The sequence below is a fragment of the Paenibacillus suaedae genome (genome assembly GCF_032337355.1).
GTDB lineage: Bacteria > Bacillota > Bacilli > Paenibacillales > Paenibacillaceae > Paenibacillus_B > Paenibacillus_B suaedae.
Map to the genome: position 1 here is coordinate 499,853 of NZ_JAVYAA010000001.1, position 24,294 is coordinate 524,146.

Genomic DNA, 24,294 nt, shown 5'->3' on the forward strand with positions numbered 1-24,294 from the left:
GAGGCTATCCGTGTTAGGCAATACATGATCTATGTCTGAACCAAGCTCAAGTATGAACCTGAATCATAGATGTCACGGAAAGACAATATCACTACCACTATAATTGAAGGAGTGAAATTTCATGACGATAATTACGAACCCTATCGGAGTCATTACAGACAGCTTCCGCATTCCTGTGCGGGAAGCGTTGGTGAAAGCTAAGGAAGTGGGCGCAGACGGTGTCCAAATCTATGCGGTTAGCGGAGAAATGGATCCGGCAAACCTATCGCCTCAAGCGCGCAAAGAAATGCGCAGTTATATCGAATCACTCGGTCTGCACGTATCTGCACTGTGTGGTGACTTGGGTGGACACGGATTCCAAGATAAAGAGGCGAATCCGGCTAAGGTGGAGAAGTCCAAGCGCATTCTGGACTTGGCACTTGATCTGGGGACGAATGTGGTAACGACGCATATCGGTATCGTGCCGCATGAGCAGAATTATATTTTCGAAGCGATGCAGCAGTCTTGCGAGGAGTTGAGCCAATACGCGAACAGCCTTGGCGCGCACTTCGCTATTGAGACGGGGCCAGAGCCTGCGGCACATTTGAAGTCTTTCCTCGATACATTGTCCGGCAAAGGAGTAGCTGTCAACTTCGACCCTGCGAATATGGTCATGGTTACAGGGGATGATCCGGTTCAAGGCGTACATACGCTGAAGGATTACATCGTCCACACACACGTGAAGGATGGCGTGAGATTGCGTGAGGTTGACCCGCGTACCGTATACGGCATGCTGGGTTTCGAGCCAATGTCGCATGAGAAGATTGCGGAAATGGCAACGAGCGGTCCATTTGAAGAGCTGCCGCTTGGCGAAGGCAAGGTTGACTTCGACGCTTACTTCCAAGCACTCGTTGATATCGGCTACAAAGGCTATTTGACGATTGAGCGTGAAGCAGGCGAAACACCTGAAGTAGACATCCGCAAGGCTGTGGATTTCATTAAGCGTTATAGATAATAGTTTGAGTTTCAGAAGGGACAGATGTCGCAAGTTATGCGGCTTCTGTCTCTTTTTCTTCTGTCTATCATGGGTCGATCTTTCGTTTATAGGGAAGGTAGTCTGTAAAAATATGAAATGAAAGCGATGTCATAAAAATAGACTGACATATTTCATGTGTGCTTTTACATAAGGTAAGAAGGGTAGTTCGATATTTTGTACAGAGAATAGGAGTGGTAATGTGCACGCGATCGACAAGTTGGCACGCATGGTGGGCGAAGTGAAGGAAGATGCTTCTTGGGAGATAAAGCTTACTCCTGAGACGAACCTGATCGATGAGGTTGGCCTTGATTCACTGCAACTGATTCAGCTTATGTTGAAGGTGGAGGAGCAGTTCAACGTGCAAATGGATTTTGAGAGGTTCGATTACGAGCATTTGCAGACGACTCGAGCGTTCTTAGGGTTTCTCGAATCACTCGGCGCCGAGGTGCAGCTGCATGCGTAGTCCTCTGCCGGAGGAACTGCTGCTAAGATCTATGCCACTCTATGATGGGCCGCGTCTTGTCATGGGCATGTTCGATGCGGAAGCCTATTGGCGCCCTTCCGAGCTGGCGAACCTGCCATCGCTTCGGCCAGTACAAGAGCACGCTGCTGCCGATTATATGGACGAGCTGCTGTTCCCATTGTGCGGAGAGGATGGCCTCGCCGTGACCCGTCATCCACGGAATGCGGCGCAAGCTGCCTATTTGCATGATGCAGGATTCCACTTCCGTTCGTTGACATGCAATAGCGATCAGCCGAACGGGAACGAGCAGAGGAATAAGGATGTATTCCAACTCGTATCGGAGCAATGCACAGAGCCGAAATGGAAGCGATTGATGCGGGAACTCCCGCTTGCTGCTTACGCGGTTATTCCCTCTGCGGAGGCGTTTGTACAAAAGTATGGCCTGGACGGCGCAATTCCTGATGCGGAAGCCGTTAAACAGGTGAATTCGAAGGCATATTCGCTTCGTCTTGCACAGCAGTTAGATTTGAACCCTCCAGGCAGACTTGCAGAGGGAGCGGATACCGTGCAGCAAATCGGCGCTGAATTGCTTAACCGTCACGGCAAGCTCATCTTGAAGGATCCCTACGGGGTATCAGGCAGCGGGAATCTAGTCGTCGACGCTTCGGCACTTCTTACTCGCCTTACTGATTATCTACGTGTTCAAGAGCGGGCAGGCAAGCAGGTACAGTTGATCGTTGAGCCTTGGCTGAATAAGCAGGCGGACTTCTCCTGCCAATTGTATATCGCATCGAACGGATGGGCGGAACTGCTCGGGGTACAGCGAATGGTGAATAGACAGCTGAATTATGGCGGTTCATATGCAGCGGATACTCATCTAATGAATCGATTGGCAGAGGCGGGTTACTTCGAACATATGGAACGTTTGGCCGCTCAGATGTATATTGACGGCTATTACGGGCCCGTATGCATTGACTCTATGCTGCTGGAAAACGGTGAAGTGTATCCAGTAGTGGAGATTAACGCTCGACATTCCATGGGAATGCTGAACCATTGCCTAGACGCCCACTTGGAACGCTGGGGGAAGCGCAGCTTCTTGACATGTCTCCAGCTTGGGCTCCCTGAACGGGAGCAGCAATCGACAATGCGGCCTGCAAGCATGGTAGAAGAAACCGCAAGAACCGCAGGAACCGCCGATCAAGATTTGTCTAGCTCCAGCACTCAATTCGAGCAATTGTTGATGCAATTGGATGAAATTGAACTGTTATACACACCGGAACGTCGCGCGGGCGTGATGCCGTTGTCTGCGAACACTCTCTTCTCACCAACTGTTCATAACCGCTCAGGACGCTGGTATGTGTCACTTGTTGCGGTTAACGCTGCCAGGAGTGAGGCGTTAGGCAATCAGCTTCATCAAGCGCTTTTGGCATTCGGCTACCGGATTTATTCATAGATAAGATGGAACAGCATCGATCACAAAGTAGGTGTTCACACTGCTAAATGCTTCACCCATTACCATTCTTACCTCGGGAAATTCACTCGGTGCTTATGTACCGGGGATTCGACTTGTAGAGCAACTTAGACGGCGCGGGATTCCAGCAGAAGCTGAAGTGCTGGAGCGCCTCTTCCCTGAGGAGACACGCCGCAATATGATTCGCACGAAGCAGCTTTTTCACAATAGCTTCGAGGCAGCTAAGATGGGAACCCGAATGGCGCGAGATATTGGTCTGACGCTGGATGAAGCGGTCGTAGCCAATCTGCTTCAGCGATGGAGAGATGAAGGAAGGTCGGTCTTCCTTGCTGTTACAGGGTTCTGGATACCTGTTCTGCAGCGATATGAGAAGATGATGCATCCTGAGCCAATACGCGCAGAGTTCTTACGACTGGATGCAGTCGATACGCCGTCCTACCGTCCATATGAAGATGTATACCCCCGCTATCGCCATCATTGGCTGTACAGACTGGGGAGAGAGGGTACAAGCGAACTTTATGCCAAGTTGACCATGTCGGATGCAGATTTCGTTCCCTATCCAGAGCGCGAGAGACGGATTGTCGTTCACGGAGGTGGCTGGGGGATCGGTACTTATCGGAGCAAGATTGCGAATATCCAGCGCCATTACTCACTTGCCATCGTGGCATACCATTCAGAGGAAGTGCTAGATGCGCTGCCGTGCGACCGAATCTATATGACCGATCCGAATTGGCACCCGTGGCTGGAGGAATCACTGTCGTATGATCGGACTATGCAGGCTGCTCGAGCCACTCAAACTGCTCAAACCACTCTAACCAATCTATCCAATCAAATTGATACAGCTTATCCGCCAATGGCTGAATGGAAACGGAATGAACCGCTCACCTACGAACGGGGCACGAACGGGCCGCTGCTGTATGAGGTGATTCGAAACAGCTTGGCCATCGTCAGCAAGCCTGGTGGCGGAACACTCATTGATTCGCTGTCATCCGCCACCCCGCTGATTTACCTTGAGCCATTTGGCGAACACGAACGGGCAAATGCAGAGCTATGGGAACAGCTCGGCTTCGGCATTTCCTATGACCGCTGGCTAGAGGCGGATTGTTCTTGGGAAATGCTGTATGAGCTGCACTGTAATTTAAAAAGCCAAACGCTTTCACTATCTGATTTCGGAGGGATGTATACATGACGCAACCGAAGACAAGTGCGACGTTAACGCGGACAGAGTTCCGTTCCTTGAAGCAGACGCTTCATAATATGAGCACGGGAAGCCGAGGTCTGAAGGAGGATCCATCCTTTGCCTTCGATCTGCCAAGGGATATCGGCATTAAATTGAACAATGGCTGCAACTTGCGCTGCAAGCACTGCTTCGAGTGGAATCCCGACGGTTACCATCATGAATTCGAGCGTCAGGAAGCACGGAGAGAAATCGAATTCTCGTTAGTCGAGAAAATATTTGAAGAAACGAGACCTTACCGCTCGCGCATGTTCCTGTGGGGCGGCGAGCCGCTCATGTACTCGAAGCTGGATGAACTGTGCGAGCTGCTGGCGGCAGATCCTCGAATTGCGACGATCTGCACGAATGCGGTGCTGGTCGAGCAGAAGTTGGATTCGCTGCTCAAGCTGCCGGAGGGTGTCACACTGCTGGCTAGTCTGGAAGGATTCGAGGAGGAGAATGATGCGATTCGCGGACGAGGGATCTTCCAGAAGGTAACGGCGGCTATACAGCTGTTGCTGGATAAGAAGCGCTCGGGTGAGTTCAAGGGGGATGTATCGATCAGCCTGACGATCAATGACGCGATGGTAACTCGACTATATGAGTTCATGGAATATTTCGAAGAAGTGGGGGTCAATTCTGTCTATTTTGTTTTCCCATGGTATATTCCAGAGGCTGTTGCAGAGCGAATGGATACGTACTTTGCCGAGCATTTCGGTTGGCTGGAAGCGGCCCACGATCCGATGAAGAAGAGCTGGCATTCGTTCACGTATCATTTGTCGCCGGAGAACTTAGAGCCGCTGCTTGCGGAGATGGAGAAATTGCGTTCACGCGTCTGGAATAATCGCATTCGTTTTCAACCTGCATTAGAAGCGGACGAGGTGCGAGAGTTCATTCTCGGCACCGAGCGTCCGGGCATGCGCCGGAAGGAATGTCTGGCTTTATCTACGCGCATGGATGTGCTGCCTAACGGCAAGGTGAATCCATGCAAGTTCTTCCCGGAATTCACAATTGCGGACTTGCGGGATTCCAGTTTGAAAGAAGTCTTCCACGGAGAAAGCTACAACAAGCAGCGCGAAGTATTGTCCTGTGGATTAACGCCGGTATGTTCGAAGTGCGTGCTCTTGTATAATAATGGCGCTTAAACGCTGACGGGAAGGGGAAGGACTCCCATGAGTGCGATTACGGTCAGAGGACTAAGCAAGACATTCGCCTATTACCGCAAGCAGAGTGGCCTAACACATTCCATTCGGAATTTATTTCATCGGGAACAGTTGTACCGTCATGCCGTTTCTTCTATCTCGTTTGAGATTGAGCAAGGGGAAGCGGTCGGATTCATTGGTCCGAATGGGGCGGGCAAGACCACTACGTTGAAGATGTTGTCTGGTATCTTGCACCCAACGGATGGGGAAGCACGTGTACTCGGCTACGTGCCGTGGGAGCGCCAGCAAGCGTTTAAGCGCCGCTTCGCGATTGTCATGGGGCAGAAGAGTCAGCTATGGTGGGATTTGCCGGCGAATGAATCGATTTATTTGAACAAATGCATCTATGGCGTGGACGATCTGGAGTACCGCAAAACGCTGGATGAGCTTGCTGAAATGCTAGACGTTGCGCATTTGCTGGGTGTGCAGGTGCGGCGATTATCGCTAGGTGAACGGATGAAAATGGAGATGATTGCAGCGCTAATTCATCGCCCCCAATTGCTGTTTCTTGACGAACCTACGCTCGGCCTCGATTTTGCCGCACAACAAAATGTTCGCCAGTTCCTAAAGGCCTACAAGGAGGAGAAGAAAGCGACAATCCTTTTAACAAGTCATTACATGCGTGACATCGAGCATGTATGCAGCAGGGCGCTCGTGATTCATAGCGGAGAAATTGCCTATGACGGGGCGCTTGCGCGGATGAGCGGATCATTCGGACGGCGCAAGCGAATGAAAGTACGATTTACTGCATTCGTTCCGCCTGAGCAGCTGCAAGACCTTGTTCGTCTTCTTGCCGAGGTGCGGGAGCATCAAGGAATGTCGGCTGAATTGGAAGTGGCAGCGGATGAGGTGAAGCCGCTGGCAAGATTGCTGCTGGATCATGATCTCGTTGAGGATTGGACGGTCGAGGATGTTCCAATCGAGGAAGTCATCGAACAACTATATGAAGCAAAATGTGCAGAACGAGAAGGGGAAGAGACAGATGGGGAAGCTTCCGGAGCAGAACGACATGCAGCAGAAGGATAGCCGTAATCAGGATGAACATAGGCAGGATACACCTAATGAGGGTGGCCCTAATCAACGGGGAGACGATAGAACGGAATCAACATCCAATCGGCGAAAAGGCGGCAAGTATGCTGCCGCCTTCGGGATCGGGTTTCAATCATCGCTCGAATATAGGTTCCAATTCGTCATTGGACTTATCAGTCTCTTCTTTCCGATCGGCATTCAATCCCTGATATGGAGCGCGGTGTACCGCAATTCAGAGCAGCACACACTTTACGGATATGACTACGGACAAATGATCATGTACACGATTCTATCCGGTCTTATTTCGAAGTTCGTCATGACACAGCTGGAGCACACGATCGCTGAAGACATTAAGAGCGGCGGGCTGAACGCTTATTTAATTCGCCCCATTAGTTACTTCTGGTATCGGGTATCAGCTTATGCCGGGAGCCGCGTCGTGACGGACAGTATCCTGCTCGGCTTAGTTGCAGCCGTACTGTTCGCCGCTTCCCGTTATGGTCATGCTGTGCTGTCTTCAAGCCGCATCGCCTTATTTGCTGCTGCGCTTTTGCTTGCGGCAGCTGTACAGTTTCTACTCTCCTACGCCATATGCGCCTTAGCGTTTCGTCTTGCAGAGATCTCGTACTTCTTCGTGATCACAGGTCTACTTGTACAAATTCTAAGCGGCGGCATCGTACCGCTTGAGGTATTCGGCGATACGCTCAATGGATGGTTCAATTTGCTCCCGTTCAAGTACACCATTTACTTCCCGGTCAATGTGCTGAACGGTCGATTGAGCGAGGGAGAAGCGTTAACGGGACTGCTTATCCAGTGCGGCTGGATCGCTTTGCTTGCAGGAGCAGCACATGTCGCTTGGCGAGCCGGGCTTAAGCGGTACATCGGGCTGGGAGGTTGAAGATGGGATGAGAACAAGCTGGTACTCGTTATCTTGGTGTCGTTCTTGGACTGACGGTGTGAGAAGTTACTTGCGTTTATACGGCGTGTTCGTGAAAAATTGCCTCGCTGCAAGCATGGAATATCGGTTCAACTTCTGGATGGGCATCGCTGTGGAGATTGCCTTCCTCTGTGCCAAGGCGTTATATATCCTAATTGTGTATCAGACCGATCTGCATATCGGAAGCTTGACGCCAGATCATATTCTGCTGTTCATTGGCACTTATACGATGATGACAGGGCTCTACATGGGACTGTTCTATGTGAATTTCATTCGACTGCAGCAATATGTGCGCGACGGGACGCTTGATCTGATGTTGACGAAGCCGATATCGCTGCAATTTCTTGTGTCGCTGCGCTATGTCGATATTGGTCTGCCTATCCCGAATGTCATCGCCGGTGCGGTTATGATCGGCATCGGCTGGCATCGAGCGAATCTGCCGCTGGATGGCAATATCTTCGGCTTCTTCGCCTTGTTGTTATCTGCGCTGCTTGTCACGTATGGCATCATGCTGCTGCCTGCGCTGCTTGCGTTTCGTTTCGTTCAGACTGGTGCAGTGACCGAGATTGCCCATTCGATTTGGGACGCGAACAATATGCCTTTAGATATTTTCCCACGTTGGCTGCAGCGTATCGGCGTGTACGTGATTCCGATTTTTCTAATTAGCAACTATGCTCCGAAGTTTGTGCTTCATGAGCTGGCCGCATGGGATATTGTGTGGGCTATTGCAGCACCGCTCCTGCTGCTTCTCATAACGAGATGGTGCTGGAAGCGGGCTGTAGTTGGATATAGCAGCGCTGGAAGCTAGATGAGGAAAGGAATTATATGGAGGGTAGGGAGGACATAAGGGACGGAAGTACTGAAGGATGGTGAATTCGAATGGCTGAACAAGAACAAGAACAAGAACGGGCACAGGCACAGATGCAAGTGAAAGAAAGACAGCGCTATGAACAAGGCTTTCTCGATTGTCGGAATGTTCAAGTATCGATTGCGCTTCAGGAGTGGGGAGTTCCTGTTGAGCTGTTGTATTACAATGCGTGGGAGAGCACGTGCTCGGTTTATGAGCACTTATATGTAAATAAGAAGCTTCCATGGCTGTATGAATCCCCGTGCCTTGTTCCGTCCGAACTGGGGCTAATCGGAGTCGCCTATGATGAAGTGCAGTATGCGACATATGAAGATGCTGATACCATTTTGCAAGACGTCGACTATTCAGAACAAGCGGCCTTTCTCTGGATCGTATGCGGTGAGTCGCCATATGTGAAGCCAGGATTCTACGGGCATCCAGAATCGGTGCATTCGGTGTGGGTTCAGGGTCTATCCAGCACGTCTAGCCTAGACTCTGAGCTGGCCGATTGCACAGCCGGGGCAGGTTACTGGGTGCGTGATACTTATCCCGAATTCGAAGGATTCGTATCTGAGACTGATTTCCGTCGAATGGTAGATAGTCCGTATGTACATCTAGAAGATAGACAGGTATTCCTTGTACGTCGGCCCGAGCGGAATGACCCAGCGGGTAAGGGGCAGATCATGGAGCGTTTCCTAGAGCGGCAGCGAGGGCTTCATGACGATGCAACGTTCTATGACATGATCTGCCGGACGGTGAATCAGCCGGAGCCGGAATTCTTCCCAGAATGGACGGAGCTGTACGACTGTCATTCTCATGCGTTCAAATTTCTAGCAGGTTCCCGTTATGCTTACTCCTGCTTCGCAGAGACCTTGGTGTCAAGTGAACATTCTTGGGTACGACAGCTCCGAGACATTGCTCGCAGGGCGGATAAGTTGAAGAATGTGTTCTTAATGGCTGCTCAAAGCGGACGTGTGGATGGTCAGGTCATTCATCGGATGTGCACGGAATTGTACAGACTTGAGCAAGAGTGGCTCGCAAGCGGTCATGTAGAGCTTGGACGAGAGGCCCAGCTTCGGAGATAGAACAAAATATCCGCTTATGAATGCAGGATGACGGAGGGGCAATCCAAGCAGTTGAGTCCAAATCCCAGACGACCAATAAGCATGCAAAAGGGGCAGCAAATGCTGCCCCTTAATTCATTGATAGGATAAGGATGATTTCAGAGTGTTCTACCATCATTCTTCGATAAACACTTACGCAAGCGGCTTCGGATTTGTCATCGACAGCAGTTCCTGCATGTTTGACTTTCTTGCATCTCCAAGTGTGCTGCCAATCAGATTCGTAAATCCGTCTATGGTAGCCATCCGTCCGTTGTAGCGTTGGAAATATTTGTGCCAGACGATGTCCAGCGCCTCGGTGCCTGCCTTCTGTACCCATTGCACCATCAGGGCAGCGCCCTTGACGCGGTAGAGCAGCTCAGAATATTGGCCAACATGGAATGCGGGAGTCGTTACCTGCTTCTGGAACAGTACGGCTGGCCATTGCTCGGATGGGATGACAAGGGCTCCAGCATCTGGATCCTTCCATGTATCCAGCGATAAATTTGGATACTGTCCGTTCCATATCGACATCGCCCAAGGTGCTCCCTCCTGTTCGTGACGATAGTATTGAGCTGCGAATTCAGATAATCCTTCTTCCAAAAATCCTTCAGTAAGCGCATTATGTCCGATCGCAAGTGAGAACCATTGCTTGGCAATCGATCGCAGCACATCCTGTGACAGCACACCTTGCTCATTACCCGCTGCGCCGAGACGATTGAACAAGATTACTTCGTTCAAGCTGTCCGTCATTTCGGGGAATGGGGCTTCGGCGAATTTCCAATGCTTAATTGGCAGCATTCCAATCTTATCGGAATAGAATCCAATTGCATCCTGCAGCGCTGCTGTATATTTCTTCATCTGTTCCTCGTCCGGCTGCTCGAAGGTGAATACAGACAGTTGTCCGCCACTAGGCAGATCGACCTTCGTCTCTATATATTTCGGGCTTGCATAGAAGCCGAAATGACGGACATTCTGCACGTTTGAATGAACAATCTTCCTCTCATTCTCCACACGCTGGTCAATCAAGCTGCCCGTCATCGCCACATTCCATGAGGCAGGCATATTCAAGCTTACATCGTAATCCGCAGCATAGAAGAAATCACTCTTATATTTCGGATTGTTCGGAACCCGGTTCCAACCTCCTTGAATCGAATCGAAGACGGCTAGCTGCGGCGTCCAGTAAGTACCGCCAACATAATCATCTGTATAGGATAACCGCTGTGCGCCATACGGGACTTGGACTTCATATTGAATGCGAATCGATACGGTCTCATTAGGAGCAAGCCCCTTGTTAAGCGTGACCGTCATCGATTGGTTTGCATGCTTAAATTGCAGTGCTTTGCCCTCTAGAGTCGTTACTTTCTTCGTCGTTATTCCCCCGAAGAACCGATCATCGATGCTATGGCTGTTCTGGGCATCATCCTGAGGGGATTGATTGCGAATTTGTTCGTTGCGCTGCTTGAACTGAACAGGCATCGTCTCTGGCTTGCGGTAGCTGTCGGCGAACCAATGGAAGACTAGCTCTTTAAGGTTGCGATTGAATACGTTGCGAATCGTAACGACGGCCTGCGATTGTATCGTTCGAGTCTGCTCATTCCAATTGGCATTTATCTGATACTGAATCGGTGAAGTGGAGGCATTCTCCTTCTTCGCCTTGCCCTCACTCTTGCCGCCCAACGCACACCCAGCTAGCAGCTGCGCCATCAGGCAGATGACAAGCAAGGTAACAGCTAGTTTCCATCGTGTTGGACGCGGTTGGAATCGCGATGTGTTGCTCATAGGTGGCCCTCCTTCCGCCGATAAATAGGTAAGGTTGTTCATAATTGTATGTTAACTCCATTGTAGTAGATTTATAGGGAGCATATCTATTGATTTGACTTACGTTAGCTTACAGTTTTGTCATGATCAATGATATGGTACTATTACTTAGGGGGATATGCATTCTATTAATTATGGAAACATCAACAACCACTAGAGAGAGAAAGGGATGAATTCGGTGATTCTCCGAAAACCGATGTTACCTCACTCGATAACCGAATCCGATAATGTTGTATTGGATTCCCTACGAACAAAGATGAATTTCTTACAAATTACATCGAAAGATGCCGAATGTCTGCGTCGTTTGGCTCCCTACATGGAAAAGTACGCAGAAGCGATCACAGACCGCCACTATGATTTACTGTTCGGATTGCCAGAAATGAAGCGAATGATTGATCAGCACAGTACTAGGGCAAGGCTCAAGGGAACGTTTATCGCCTATTTGCAATCGATCCCTCAGGTTGCATTCGATGCAGAATACGTGCGAATGAGAGAGCGAATTGGGCAGGTGCACAGCCGCATACAATTAGAGCCGGAATGGTTCATTGCCTCGTTCTTGCGCGTATATGAGTACTTGGTTCCCATCATCGTGAATGATTTCCGTTCAAATGATGCATCTGCGATCTTAATGGCGCTTCACCGGATTGTGATGCTGGATGCCCAAATTGTATTGGAATCCTATCAGTCTGCAACGGAATATCGCCTGATGGACAACAATAGCGACATTATGGAAATGTTAATTCAGTCTGATGGACTGCACACACTGTTGATCGCTGCTGAGCGATCCCTTCAAGATGTTTTGGACATTCAGGCTGCTACCGAGCAATTGACAGCTTCCATCGAAGAGGTGTCCGTGCAGACGGCAGATTCTGCTACGAATACGGTGAATATGATAGCGGCGCTTCAGGAGAATCGGAAGATTGTTGAAGAGACGATCGAAGGCTTCGAGAAGATGAATGATTTGTTCTTAGATACACGCACTCGCTTTGACCAATTACAGCGTTCCATGCATAAGTTAACGGACGTCGTGCAGTTAATCGACACGGTCGCTGGAGAGACACAACTGCTCGCGTTGAACGCTTCGATCGAAGCAGCACGTGCTGGGGAAGAAGGACGCGGCTTCGCTGTCGTGGCTGGGGAAGTTCGCAAACTATCTGATCAAACGAAGCAGGCCGTTCATGATGTGTATGATGTCATTGAGAGCATTCAAGGCATGGCTACAGCGGTGCAAGCGCGGACTCGGGATATGTCGGAGCAAATGGATATCCAGCATCATAAAAATAAAAGCGCTTTCGAGCAGTTGGATCGTATGATGCAGTCGGTCGAAGAGGTAGGTTCTTCGGAGGATGCAATCGCTTCCATTGTCGAACAACAAGCGGATGCTACACAAGAAATTACCGCCAGCATGACTGGCATTGTGAAGAATACAGAAGAAATGATGTCTATGGCCAAGGCTACCGGTCAGCATCTCTATACAACAAGTCAATCGGTTGAGACATTGCGCAAGCAATCGCTTGGATGGTTCCGTCATATCGATGATGCACAATGGATTCGAATTATGAAGACCGATCATCTACTATGGAAATGGTGCACGTATAATCGGCTTCTCGGCTTCGATGAGAGTGATCCTGCTGTCATGGAGGACTTCCATCAATGCCGGCTTGGCAAATGGATTGCAACAGAGCAGCAGCGAAGCGATTCGCCGGTGGCCCATCTTCCGCTGTTCAAGGATATGGTGGGGCAGCATGAGATGCTTCATCGCTTGGCAGGTGAAGCTGCTCGTCAGATGGATAATGGCAACCGCGATGCAGCGACAGTATCCTATCGGCGAATGAATGAGATCTCGCAGCAGCTGTTGGCACAGTTGGATGAGCTGAGAACTCAGCTGGAGCGTCGCCCTGCAAAACAGCATGCCTAATCGCAAGGGTGAGATGTAAGCGGATTTCGGTTTGGATTGTCTCGTAAGTATAAGATGAAGAGGTACTGAACGGGGATGCGGCTGGATTCTCGCTGTTGCATTACGTTGTATATAATTAATGAATAAATGAACATATATTGTAATTGTAAATGTAAAATCGGGTTAGGCAACACCATGCGTTACTGCCTGACCCGATTTTTTTATGCTTGAAGATATTGAATGAAAAAGTAGATTGGATTGGAAAATTATATAATTTGTTCGACCCTCTAGAGATTACGGCTTAAATTTGGCAGCTTCATCGACCAATTGATGTTTTGGTACCTCATATCTGTCGCCGTACGGGTAATTGTCAATTTCTTAGGAATATGATTCAGCCCGCCAACTACCACTTCGCCAGAATATTTTCGGTAAGATCTTCCGATTCTCCAAAGCCTCCATGCAGGGATACTGAATATTCATGACTATGTTCATCACGAGCAGTCCACTGATCACCAGATGTTTCATTGGAGTACCGTCCCGCTGCCTTCAGCCATAGTGAGGGCTTTATTCCTTCTGCCTTACTGACAAATGCATCACGAATTCCATTTACACCGCCTATGCGAATTTCATCCCCCCTTGCTGTAAAGACCGCTGGGGTAGATTGCAAATCCTTGACTTCGAACGATATCGTATCATTCGTATAAGTAGGGTAATGATAATTGTCGATTACGAGTTCAGCTTGCTCGGGCAGCTCCGAGAGCTGACCAAATGTGTAGATACAGGTTACGACTTTTTTACTTTCCTCGATATTGCAGCTGGTACGCAGCGGGAATGCTGCTGGCTTGCTTGAAGATTTGTCTCTATAGTAATCACTACTCGCAATTTTCCGACCACTAGGTTCTCGCAAATAGAATCCTATTTCATGATAATAATTTCCGCCTAATCCTTCATTAGGTGGAGCAGCATTAGAAGGTAGTTGGCTCCTAAATTCAATTTGGAAGGCACTCGCATGATGAATCATTCGCGTAGGCTTAATTCGAGTACCATCTGGCGCAACGTACTCCCCTTCTAACGGAATCATTTTCATTTGTTCTCTTGCCGACCTCATATCCATGCCTGCATCTTCATGAGTCGCTCCCATCCCTCGTAGCAGGCCGTACATTCGCTGTTTGTACTTGTTGACTAGAATCGCGTATAAGTCCTGCCTGCCTGCAAGAATTTGCTCGATGATGTCTTTGTCTGACTCGGTGCAGCCCATGGCTCTCCTCCTTCGTCGTTGTCTGTTCATAGATATAGACGAGCCTATCACTTGCAACTTCTCATCGTAGCAAGAAAGATTTTTTGCGAATTTCACGAAAAAAAGGAGAACCGGAGTCCTCCCTCATCAATTTTATTTTCTTCTGACACGTTGCGTTCATGAACAACAATCGCCCCGGCACAGTAGTGCTGCGCGGGGCGATTGCGTCATAGCAGCAGATTATCTGCCTCTATGCTTTTCTTTCCGCTTGTGAATGCGAATGCTCCGTTTTTTCTCCTGCAAGGCTTCGCGTTCTTCCCGAGAGCGGCATACGCGCTCCTTCTTCCTGCTCTCGTAGTCAAGACGCAGTGCTTCCTGGGATTGCGTCGATATGCCACGCTGCTTCATTTCCATTGCGGCACGTCTTGCCAGGCGCTTCGGATTGATACGGCGCAGCGGCTCTTGGGCGCTCACAGCAGTTTGCGTGATCCGTTCCATTAGTGGCATCATGAATACTTCCACGAATTCAAGCACTTCTGCATCCTTTGGCTCTGCTCCAAATACATGGCGGCAAGCCTTCAGACGCCCATGGACAGTGTCCTCGACGACGCCGATCCAGAACGGACCTTCAAAAAATACGGTTAACTTCACACTCGATTCCCCCTTTGTCATAAAGAGTGAGGGACATCCCAAGGGGGGAAGGTTACTGATCCCGAACATTTTCATGCCGGAACGTTCGGACTACCAACCGAAAACCGTGTTTTTACACTCTTACCTGAGTATAACGCAAATGAATGGAGTTCCCAAGATGAAGATGTCATTGAAATAAGCAGGTAGGAATGAAATTTAGATGGGAAAGGAGGAAGTTAGAAAGTTAGAAAGTTAGAAGTTAGAAGAAATGAGTAAAAATAGAGAAATAAAAATAATGAAAGTTAGGTTGGAGTGATTGGGCGGATAGGCGGATACAGTAATTAGTTGACTTCGAGCATGCATCAGGAAGAAAACGGGGGAACCACATCCGATCTGTGGAGGAGCTCGCGTTGGAGCTTCCACAGATGAACATGGATGATGAGTTGTACGAGTTGATGCGTTACCTATTTTTCGCGTATATCATGTTAGACAAGGTTGAAAAGTCAGAAGCTATTTATCGGATTCAGAATCTAGCTGGCTCCATTTGTTGCCGAATACCGGCGGTGTATATTGAAGCAGCTTCTCAACGAGCTCTGCAGGGTCAGCAGAAGCAAGGATGAGCAATTCATGCTCTTGCTTCACAAATCCTGCTTGGATGGAGTGCCGAACCATTTCCAGCATAGGTGTGAAATAGCCTTCCACATTCAGTACGCCAATTGGCTTCTGATGAATGCCGATTTGCGCCCAGCTAATGACCTCGAACAGCTCTTCAAATGTTCCGAATCCGCCTGGCAGCGAGATAAATCCGTCAGACAGATCGATCATCGTTTTTTTGCGTTCATGCATATCTTTTACTTCAATGAGCTCAGTCAAGTTGGTATGTACAACTTCACCTCGGAACAATCCGCGCGGCATAACGCCTGTTACCTTGCCGCCAAGGCGCAGCACTTCATTGGCTACTTCGCCCATGAGACCGACTTTGGAGCCGCCGTATACAAGTTCAATGTTCTTCTCAGCAAGTACACGGCCTAGAGCTTGCGCGCTAGAGGCGAAGTTGGGGTGCGTCCCCAAGTTGGATCCGGAATACACACATAATCTTTTCACGAGTAATGCCTCCTCATCTGGTATACTTCATTAAGTATAGACATCATTGGTTAGGAAAGGAAGTTAATTTACAATGGAGATGAAACCATTTCAACAGTGGGTGCAGCAATTTTATCAGAAGCGGGAATGGTCGCAATATAATTCCTTTATACGCGTCGGCTTCCTCATGGAGGAAGTGGGAGAGGTTGCACGTGTTGTTCGGGCGCTGGAAATTGGCCGTGACCGTCCAGATGAAGGGGAGCGCAGCCGCGAAGAACTGCGTCAAGAACTGGTGGAAGAGCTTGGTGATGTGCTGGCGAATGTCATTGTGCTGTCGGAGAAGTATGACATCGACTTGAGTGAGATTGCACAAGCCCATATGGACAAGCTAACGAAGCGATTCGGCGGTTGATTCGGTAAGGAAACACCAGGGAGAACTATCGGCAAGGTAAGAGCAAGAACGAGCAAGAGCAGAGCAAAGTGCTAAGTGCTGAGTGCGAAAAGCAAAGCTAAGAGTCTAAAGTGTAAATTGCTAAGATCCATCCCGTTGCGGCGAGCTGCGAATCGGATAGATAACAAAGCAAATGATGGCGAATACGAGTGCAACGATTGGGATGCCTGCCAGCATCAGTCTAATCCCCAATATGGCTGCGTCAGGCTGCTGCGCGCTATTGGCAACATAGCCGCTGGATTCGAGTACGGTGCTCATAATAATGGCTTGCAGGGAGACGCCGAACCGAATAATAAATCCATTCATGCCGAAATACATACCTTCGCGTCGTGCCCCTGTCGTGCGCTCGTCCTCGTCAATGACCTCAGAGAGGAGAATATCGAGTAGGATGATAAGTCCAGCAAGGCTGAATCCGATGAATGCGCCTGCTATATAGGCACCGAGTTCCGATGAGACGAACAGAAGTGGAGCTAAGGCAAACATATAGCATACGATGGCAGCAATCATCGTTTTGCGCGGTCCGTAGCGTTTCGTCCAATGCGCCCATACGTACACGAACGGGATCGCAGTTACGAAGACCAGCCCAAGCATAATTGTGTTGGCGCTTTCATTTGCGTGCAGTGCATATTTGGTGAAGAACGGAATCGCCGCGGTCAGAAGAGCAAAGGTCAATTGCACGAAGAAACCGCCCAGTACATAGGCGACAAAAGAACGGTTAGAGAACGTATAAACAATAGCCTTCCATAACCCGATTGAGCGAGCAGATGCCTGCTCATTCTCCTTCGAGCCCCAGATCATCACAGCCAGAAAAATAGCGGATATGATTCCGAAGGTAAGCCCCATTGCCCCCCACCCGTATTTGGTAAAGACTAGCGGCGGTGCTGCTACTCCTCCAATCATCCCCAGTATGCCGAACATTTGCTTCCACGAAGAGGCAGATGCTCGCTCCTTCATCGTAACGAACATTTCCGGGAACAACGCTGAATAATTGAGAATGACGAGTACATACAGAATATCGTACAGCAGCACGAGCACAAGGAAGTACCAGAACAGCCCGTTACCGGAAGCGAGCGGGAACCAGATGAGTGTAAATACAGCCGCAAGCGGTATCGTTCCAAATGCCATGTAGGGAATGCGCCGGCCCCACCTTGTACGAAACCGATCGGACATATAGCCGAATAATGGATTGAGAAAGGCGCCGACGAGTCCGTGGATCACCATCGCAATGCCGATGAGTCCTGGACGGACGCCAAGGATGTCAACGTAATAATAGACAATATAGGCTGCGAACATTTGGGCCAATAAGTTGGCAGATATATTTCCTGAAGCGAAGGCAGCTTTGCGTGCAGGGGATATCGCAATGCTCATCGTAAGGGCTCCTCCTTTACTCCTATATAAGTGGTGGGAGCTGGCCTCGTTGCACATCCCGCAAGTCTCGCCAGCGAATGAGCTGAATCCCTTCTTCTGCTATGATACGCTTGATGTCAGGATCGCGGAATAATCTCCATTCCATGCCGCGCTTCTCCCAATGCGGAGTAATGGCCTTTAATTCATCAGATACGATGGAGGGGTGGAGGTACATCTCGGTAATACCGGGAAGAAGACCGCGTAGGAGTGCTTCCGCCTTGGCTTTGACCTGAGCATATGTCTCTCCTGGAATCCGTTCATAAGGGAGCCCGAGCAGTGTATCCAGAATGACAACCCCTTTGGCATCTGCCAGATCGATCCGCCTCTTCGCCATCTTCTCGAGTTCTGGATTCAGCTTCATGCCGCCAATACGTCTTGGCATGCGGAACGGCAGTCCATACGCTGCACATACATCAAATACTACGTCAAGGAAATCCCGTCCCGACGCGAGTCCGTACAAGCTGCCCATGTGGTTATCCGCATGCGTAATATTGATGCCAATACGTCTTGCCGCTTCAATTTGACTAATCATCTCACAGCGAATTTGCTCAGGATCGGCGAGATGCTCGACGGTCAGACAATCCTCAGGGAAGTAGCCCTCCTCGGTGAGCAGGGTGGAGATGTCTCGTGATCGGTTCATCGCCGACCATTTATACCCTTCCCACTCGCTCGTGAAGGTGAGGTGTACTCCGATGTCCAGCTCCGGATGAGCTGCACTCCACTTCGCTGCTTCCTTGGCCCAGCCGCATGGCATCATGATGGAGGTAGAACAAATCGATCCCTCCTCAAGCAGCTGCATAATCCCCATGTTCGTTGCATGACACATACCGAAGTCGTCGGCATTAATGATGAGCAGACGATCGGTTTCCTCATACCCTAATGCTCTCATGACGTTCATGGCCTTCGCCTCCATGTGTGATTGATCGATCCGCATGAATCGATTCGTGTTTATGCAACTAAATATATTCGAGAGTCGGCGGCAACTTGCACTTGCGCTCAGATATAATGATGGTTTACTCACGGGAGTATCGAATTCTCATGCGCGATGGAAAGTGGGAAGTACAATAGGGTATCTGTTATCGCTTAGGGGCATCCTTCGATTACGCAGATATGCTTCTGATTCGGAGGCATCTCTAATATGTTAATCATAGAAGAGATGGCATCCTAGAAGGAGGGCTGAACGATGACATGGGATATCATTCGCATACCTTGGACGACATATCGGGGGGCAGAAGCAGCGGAACGGCTGCCTGAGGCTCTCCTTCAGTTGAAGGATGCTTCGACAACAGCAGAAGCGGAGCTGGCCAGTGAATCAATAGAAGCAATTGTGGTTGTGCAGGGCGCCTTGTATGAAGTGGCTGTACCGACATCCATTTGCTTGCTAAGCATGATTCAGAATACGACGGATACGGCGCGTCCTTACATGCTGGAGCTGCTTGTTCTCATTGCGTCCGGCGAGCCGGCAGATCTTGAGTTGGAGTACGGAAATCCGCGTCTGGCAGATGCTTGCAAGCGGGAAGTTGCCCGAGGAACTGCTGTATATGCCCACCTGCTTGAGAATGGGCGCGCGGCCGAGCGGCTGCATTGTATTGATCTTCTAGGATTGTGTGCGAAGCGGGATAGGACGGTAAGAGAGCGGGTACGCTGGATGTTCCGTCGAGTGCTGCAGTCTGAGAGGGATGAACGTATTCGGGAGTTCTTGTCTTATTGGCTGAGGGAGCTGGTGTAGTTATCGACAGGTTTACTTATAAAAAAAGCAATGGTACTTACGTTAAGGAAAAATGTAATCTATAATGAACATGAAAATAATGGCTATAACACAAACGCGTTCAACTGAACGTTAAGGCATGCATTGTACCTGATGTTATGCCTTTTTTTTCTTGTTTGAAAGGGGGACTTATTACTGAACCCAAATAGATTAGGATTATTACTAATCGAGTCGTAATAACACATCTACTAGGAAATAAACAATTGTATTTGAGGAGAGATATCAATGGGGAAAAAATGTATCGTAATCATTATGGGGATAATGTTACTTTCACAATTATTGAGTGTTGACGGGATAGCCGTATTTGCAATGGATTCTACAAGAACTGTTCCAGAGCTGCGCCAGAAGAATGGACAAGCAAATTACATTTATGATTCAAATAACCGAATTATTGAAATGCCTTTTCGAAAATGGGGCATGGATCTCATACAAAGATTTTTTTACGATGCAAATGGAAATATGGTAAACAAGCATATCGAACTTAATGATATTGAAAGATTTGAACACGGCTCCTATCAGAACACAGATTACACAGGACAGAAGCTTACCAACAATTCAAATTATGTTATTGAAGGAGCGTACTCTGCATACGGAACCGCGGAGGGCTCTGTGGATTGGAATGAATTCCTGCATTCTGATCGAAGTAAAATTAAATTTGAACCTAATACAACGTACTCTATTACTTTTAAATATAAAATATTGTCCAAGCCTGAGAAGGATGGATATTTTTATTTTCTAGTGAGAAGCGCCAATATGGACTATATCAATGATAAGGCTTTCACTAAGTTGCAAGATTATGATGACGGAACCATCAATACGACAACCATTACGTTTACTACTGCCTCTGTTGATAATTATTATTTAATATGGGGTCAAAGATATGGTGGGGCAATAACGATAGATAATATAAGAATTAAAAAAGAAACAGAATCATTTGAAGGCGATAAACTAGAAGATACAGCTTATAAAACTGGAGGACCTCTAGGAGCAACAGTAACAACAGATCCTAATCAAGTGATATCAGGTGGTAAATCGATTCTCGGCAGAGCCCCTAGAAGCGAAGAGTGGAATGAATTCTTGCATTCAGATTTTAAAAAAGCATATTTTGAGCCGAATACGACCTATTCCGTTACATTCAAATATAAAATTATTGATTTGCCGGATAAGGAAGGATATTTTTATTTTTTAGCTCGAGCCTTCGGTCAAGATTATGCGAATGATAAATCTTTTACCACATGGAAAGGACAAGTAGGAGATGTGGAAGAAACAACAATCACCTTTACTACAGGGCCTTTCGAACAATATTATCTGATATGGGGACAACGCTTCGGTGGAGCCATTGCGATTGATGATATCACAATAACTAAGCTTAACAACTCTTTTGAAAGCGGGACTTTTTTAGCTTCTGATTTTGTTGCTGGATATAGAAATATTGGGAGAATAACCAACGATCCATCTAAAGTAATAACAGGAAAATATTCAGCGCTAGGCATTTCCTCACCAAATGAAGAGTGGAACGAGTACTTACATACAGATTTAAACAAAATAGCGTTTCAACCTAATACGACCTACTCAATTTCATTCTCATACAAGATAATAAATAAGATTGACAATAAGGATGGGTATTTTTATTTTCTGGCGAGGGCTGCGTACAAGTCTTTTACAGATGACAAGGCATTTACGACATGGAACGAAGAATCTGGTAATGTCAGAACCAAGACCATTACGTTTACTACAGGCTCCCATAGTGATTATTATTTAATTTGGGGGATTCGACATGGTGGAGAGATTTCAATAGATGATATAAAAATATCCAAAAAATAATCTGGTTGTTCGAGAACATAAAGGAGATCAGTTAAAATGCGAGTGACACGGTTACCTGAATTATTTATTTTTATAAGTATTTTGTATAACAGTGCATTTTATCCCGTAGCATACGGAATGCCCATAGGGAGTAGAGATGCATCTCTCGGTATGTCTTTTTTTGCTGATGTGAATGGGGACAAAAAGGAGGACTCTATCGTTTATAATGGCAACGGGGAGTGGATAGTGTCGCTGTCAACCGGGAATAAGTTCGAAGCTTATTCGAACTGGAAAGAAGGCCATGGAATTGGTTCTACTAAACAGCTGGTAGGAGATGTGAACGGAGATGGCAAAGCCGATTCCATTGTGTACTTCGACAACGGGGAATGGTGGGTGGCACTCTCAAATGGGAGTGGATTTGGAGCCTACACAAGATGGATAGAAGGCCATGGAGTAGGATCAAGCGAACAGTTGGTAGGAGATGTGAACGGAGATGGCAAAGCCGATTCCATTGTGTACTTCGACAACGGAGAATGGTGGGTGTCACTCTCAAACGGAAGTGGATTTGAAGCCTACACAAGATGGATAGAAGGCCATGGAGTAGGATCAAGCGAACAGTTGGTAGGAGATGTGAACGGAGATGGAAAAGCCGATACTATTGTGTACTTTGACAACGGAGAATGGTGGGTGGCACTCTCAAACGGAAGTGGTTTTGGAGCCTATACAAGATGGATAGAAAGCCATGGGGTAGGATCAAGCCAGCAATTTGTAGGAGATGTGAATGGAGATGGCAAAGCCGATTCTATTGTGTACTTCGACAACGGAGAATGGTGGGTGTCGCTGTCAAACAGAAGTGGATTTGAAGCTTATACTAGATGGATAGCAGGTCATGGAGTAGGATCAAGCCAGCAATTTGTAGGAGATGTGAACGGAGACGGGAAGGCTGATTCTATCGTATACTTCGACAACGGAGAATGTTGGGTGTCACTCTCAAGGGGCGACCGGTTTGGTGCTTTTCAAAAGTGGAGAGGCAATGTTCAATATCAGTATGGTTCTTCTGGTAAATTGCAACGATTAACACTTGTGGATGGTAAGCAATTGCATTTTCAGTATGATGGGAATGGGAATCTAATTAGGAAGTGGATGGAGTAAAATCAAAAGAGAAGTCCGACCATTTAGGCTAGACTTCTCTTATTTAAATAAAGAATATCGCTAGTTGTATTTGAATACTAGCTTTTTAATGTCTATACTGCTAGAAGCCTGATTATCGGTTCCTCTTATAATTACGTATACAAGAGCACGTACAGCCCCTTGAGGGACTTGCCCGTTATTTCTCAACGTTACAAAATCTGTAGTTGGTTGAGATTGTTCGGTAATGTTTGCCCTGATAAATTGGTTATTAACATCCATAAAATCGATATATAATTGAACTTTAGCGCGTTCCAATTGTTTTATATGAATAGCTCCGCTTACTTCAAAACTCCTCGCTGGATCAACCTTTACATTTTGAATAATACTCAGTATACCGGTCGCTTGAATCCCGGAACCTACAATACTTTGAACATGTTGTTGATTCATACGCTTAATTTGAAAATTGTTATTCTCAACTAGCCATGATCCTCTATTCCAAGCATCGCCGACTTCATCTTGATCGGGAAAGATCAAAAATTCAGGATTTGATAATAAATTTCGTTCACTTGAATATTGGAAGTGAATGGAGTCGACATACATGCTGCCTGATGACTGATTTGTCAAACTTCGTATGATTGCATAAACGACTACCTTCTCTGCATTTGCAGGGGTTGTCCCTGAATTGGAAAGAACGATAAATTGTCCATGTGTTGGGTATTCATACTCAGTAATATTGGCGCCTATAAATTGGTCTTTATCATCTTTAAAGTCCAAATATAATTGAACCTTGCTGCCTTTTAATTGCTCAACTTGAAATAATCCGCTAATCGTAAAGTCACGGTTTTTCTCCACTTTTATCGTTTGACTAACAGCAACCATGTCATTGACTCCCATTTCTGATGCAGAAATCTTTTGGACAGGGTTGTTCTCAAATCGAGCGGTTTCGAAAAGTGATTTGCCTGTACTCCATACCGTCTTTCTCCAATCATCTGCTATCTCAGGGCCAAGATTAGAATGGAATGAAGGATTAGATACTTGATTGTGATCAGAGCTGTATGCAAATCGGATGGAATCTACATTGATGATTCCTGAACCTTGGTCATTGGTTGCACGAAGAATGGTGTATACGACTGCTTTTTTTGCTGAAGCTGGAACTCGACCATGATTCGTCAGAGTGATGAATCCACCATTTGTAAGCTGATCCCACTCCGTAACGTTGGCCCCAACATAGGATCCATCCGCTCCAATGAAGTCTATGTACAATTGAACCTTCGCTTGATTTAACTGTTCTACTGTTAACGTAGCGTTCGTGACGAAATCTCTGTCTGCGGTGACGTTGATGATTTGGCTAATGGCAACAATACCGTTGTTTACTATACCTTCACCGGTTATTTTTTGTAAATTTTTATTTTCGAACTTTACAATAGAGAAGCTGCTGCTTGCTGCACCCCAAGTTTCTGTTCTCCAATCTTTCGCCTCGCCGGTTTCCAGCGTTTCCTTGAAATAAGGGTTGCGTACTAGATTCTTAGGAATCGTTACTGCATTTTTCATTATTTTCTTGCCAATCATATTTCCATTCTTATCGTATTCGTACTTTGTTTGAGTTTCGTTAGCAGTCGTTTTCACTAAGTTGTTATTAGCATCATATTCATAATCTGTCATTCCTACAGAAAAAGCTGAAGTGATTGTCACAGGAGCCAATCCAAACAGTAAAAGAAATAAGCAAAACAGTTTTTTCATTCACTATGAACCTCCACCAATGAGTATATGAGCATAGTATACATATAAA

At 47.5% G+C, this 24,294-nt stretch carries 21 protein-coding genes; 14 read left to right on the plus strand and 7 right to left on the minus strand.

Going from position 1 to position 24,294, the window contains the following annotated elements; genetic code table 11:
• Positions 1-121: 121 nt before the first annotated feature.
• The 9 genes from RQP50_RS02210 to RQP50_RS02250 all read left to right on the plus strand — a co-directional run bounded on the left by RQP50_RS02210 (position 122) and on the right by RQP50_RS02250 (position 9,262).
• Complete coding sequence (locus RQP50_RS02210; RefSeq protein ID WP_142543890.1) at positions 122-994, plus strand: sugar phosphate isomerase/epimerase family protein; 873 nt, start codon at positions 122-124, stop codon at positions 992-994.
• A 220-nt stretch (positions 995-1,214) separates the two neighbouring features.
• The gene (locus RQP50_RS02215) at positions 1,215-1,478 is read left to right on the plus strand and encodes an acyl carrier protein (RefSeq protein ID WP_142543891.1); all 264 of its coding nucleotides are present in this window, start codon (positions 1,215-1,217) and stop codon (positions 1,476-1,478) included.
• Complete coding sequence (locus tag RQP50_RS02220; RefSeq protein ID WP_315742901.1) at positions 1,471-2,931, plus strand: ATP-grasp domain-containing protein; 1,461 nt, start codon at positions 1,471-1,473, stop codon at positions 2,929-2,931. Before RQP50_RS02215 ends, RQP50_RS02220 begins: the two co-directional genes overlap by 8 nt.
• A gap of 31 nt (positions 2,932-2,962) precedes the next feature.
• Complete coding sequence (locus tag RQP50_RS02225) at positions 2,963-4,138, plus strand: hypothetical protein (protein ID WP_315742903.1); 1,176 nt, start codon at positions 2,963-2,965, stop codon at positions 4,136-4,138.
• Positions 4,135-5,310, plus strand: coding sequence for a radical SAM protein (locus RQP50_RS02230; protein ID WP_142543893.1), 1,176 nt, complete (start codon positions 4,135-4,137; stop codon positions 5,308-5,310). Before RQP50_RS02225 ends, RQP50_RS02230 begins: the two co-directional genes overlap by 4 nt.
• Before the next feature lie 27 nt (positions 5,311-5,337).
• Positions 5,338-6,393 carry an ABC transporter ATP-binding protein gene (locus RQP50_RS02235; RefSeq protein WP_174810942.1) on the plus strand — a complete coding sequence of 352 codons (1,056 nt, stop codon included), beginning with the start codon at positions 5,338-5,340 and terminating at the stop codon, positions 6,391-6,393.
• Positions 6,350-7,291: an ABC transporter permease gene (locus RQP50_RS02240; protein ID WP_315742908.1), complete on the plus strand. Its 942-nt coding sequence runs from the start codon at positions 6,350-6,352 to the stop codon at positions 7,289-7,291. The genes RQP50_RS02235 and RQP50_RS02240 overlap by 44 nt, the downstream gene beginning before the upstream one ends.
• Before the next feature lie 7 nt (positions 7,292-7,298).
• Complete coding sequence (locus tag RQP50_RS02245) at positions 7,299-8,138, plus strand: ABC transporter permease (protein ID WP_315742910.1); 840 nt, start codon at positions 7,299-7,301, stop codon at positions 8,136-8,138.
• A 71-nt stretch (positions 8,139-8,209) separates the two neighbouring features.
• Positions 8,210-9,262 carry a hypothetical protein gene (locus tag RQP50_RS02250; protein WP_315742912.1) on the plus strand — a complete coding sequence of 351 codons (1,053 nt, stop codon included), beginning with the start codon at positions 8,210-8,212 and terminating at the stop codon, positions 9,260-9,262.
• A 171-nt stretch (positions 9,263-9,433) separates the two neighbouring features.
• Here RQP50_RS02250 and RQP50_RS02255 read toward each other — a convergent pair whose 3' ends face one another.
• Positions 9,434-11,059 carry a gluzincin family metallopeptidase gene (locus tag RQP50_RS02255; protein WP_315742914.1) on the minus strand — a complete coding sequence of 542 codons (1,626 nt, stop codon included), beginning with the start codon at positions 11,057-11,059 and terminating at the stop codon, positions 9,434-9,436.
• Between the two features lie 235 nt (positions 11,060-11,294).
• Here RQP50_RS02255 and RQP50_RS02260 point away from each other — a divergent pair, with 235 nt between their 5' ends.
• Positions 11,295-13,016, plus strand: a complete 1,722-nt coding sequence (locus RQP50_RS02260; RefSeq protein WP_315744537.1) for a protoglobin domain-containing protein — start codon at positions 11,295-11,297, stop codon at positions 13,014-13,016.
• A gap of 382 nt (positions 13,017-13,398) precedes the next feature.
• Here the strand turns inward: RQP50_RS02260 and RQP50_RS02265 are convergent, their stop codons facing one another.
• The 3 genes from RQP50_RS02265 to RQP50_RS02275 form a co-directional block, all read right to left on the minus strand.
• A complete protein-coding gene (locus tag RQP50_RS02265; protein ID WP_315742915.1) occupies positions 13,399-14,253 on the minus strand; it encodes a hypothetical protein in 855 nt (284 codons plus the stop codon).
• Positions 14,254-14,472: 219 nt separating this feature from the next.
• Positions 14,473-14,883 carry a YjdF family protein gene (locus tag RQP50_RS02270; RefSeq protein ID WP_065293955.1) on the minus strand — a complete coding sequence of 137 codons (411 nt, stop codon included), beginning with the start codon at positions 14,881-14,883 and terminating at the stop codon, positions 14,473-14,475.
• 489 nt (positions 14,884-15,372) lie between these two features.
• Positions 15,373-15,966: an LOG family protein gene (locus RQP50_RS02275; RefSeq protein ID WP_044355891.1), complete on the minus strand. Its 594-nt coding sequence runs from the start codon at positions 15,964-15,966 to the stop codon at positions 15,373-15,375.
• 73 nt (positions 15,967-16,039) lie between these two features.
• Here RQP50_RS02275 and RQP50_RS02280 point away from each other — a divergent pair, with 73 nt between their 5' ends.
• The gene (locus RQP50_RS02280; protein WP_315742921.1) at positions 16,040-16,357 is read left to right on the plus strand and encodes a MazG-like family protein; all 318 of its coding nucleotides are present in this window, start codon (positions 16,040-16,042) and stop codon (positions 16,355-16,357) included.
• 120 nt (positions 16,358-16,477) lie between these two features.
• Here the strand turns inward: RQP50_RS02280 and RQP50_RS02285 are convergent, their stop codons facing one another.
• A complete protein-coding gene (locus RQP50_RS02285) occupies positions 16,478-17,764 on the minus strand; it encodes an MFS transporter (protein WP_315742923.1) in 1,287 nt (428 codons plus the stop codon).
• 22 nt (positions 17,765-17,786) lie between these two features.
• Complete coding sequence (locus RQP50_RS02290; protein ID WP_315742925.1) at positions 17,787-18,701, minus strand: polysaccharide deacetylase family protein; 915 nt, start codon at positions 18,699-18,701, stop codon at positions 17,787-17,789.
• Positions 18,702-18,986: 285 nt separating this feature from the next.
• On the opposite strand from RQP50_RS02290, the gene RQP50_RS02295 reads away from it, so the two are divergent.
• From RQP50_RS02295 to RQP50_RS02305, 3 genes are all read left to right on the plus strand, one after another.
• Positions 18,987-19,532, plus strand: a complete 546-nt coding sequence (locus RQP50_RS02295; RefSeq protein WP_072727284.1) for a hypothetical protein — start codon at positions 18,987-18,989, stop codon at positions 19,530-19,532.
• 264 nt (positions 19,533-19,796) lie between these two features.
• Positions 19,797-21,395: a hypothetical protein gene (locus RQP50_RS02300; protein ID WP_315742928.1), complete on the plus strand. Its 1,599-nt coding sequence runs from the start codon at positions 19,797-19,799 to the stop codon at positions 21,393-21,395.
• A gap of 150 nt (positions 21,396-21,545) precedes the next feature.
• Positions 21,546-22,526: an FG-GAP repeat domain-containing protein gene (locus tag RQP50_RS02305; RefSeq protein WP_315744539.1), complete on the plus strand. Its 981-nt coding sequence runs from the start codon at positions 21,546-21,548 to the stop codon at positions 22,524-22,526.
• Positions 22,527-22,586: 60 nt separating this feature from the next.
• Here RQP50_RS02305 and RQP50_RS02310 read toward each other — a convergent pair whose 3' ends face one another.
• Positions 22,587-24,245: a hypothetical protein gene (locus RQP50_RS02310; protein WP_315742930.1), complete on the minus strand. Its 1,659-nt coding sequence runs from the start codon at positions 24,243-24,245 to the stop codon at positions 22,587-22,589.
• Positions 24,246-24,294 lie beyond the last annotated feature (49 nt).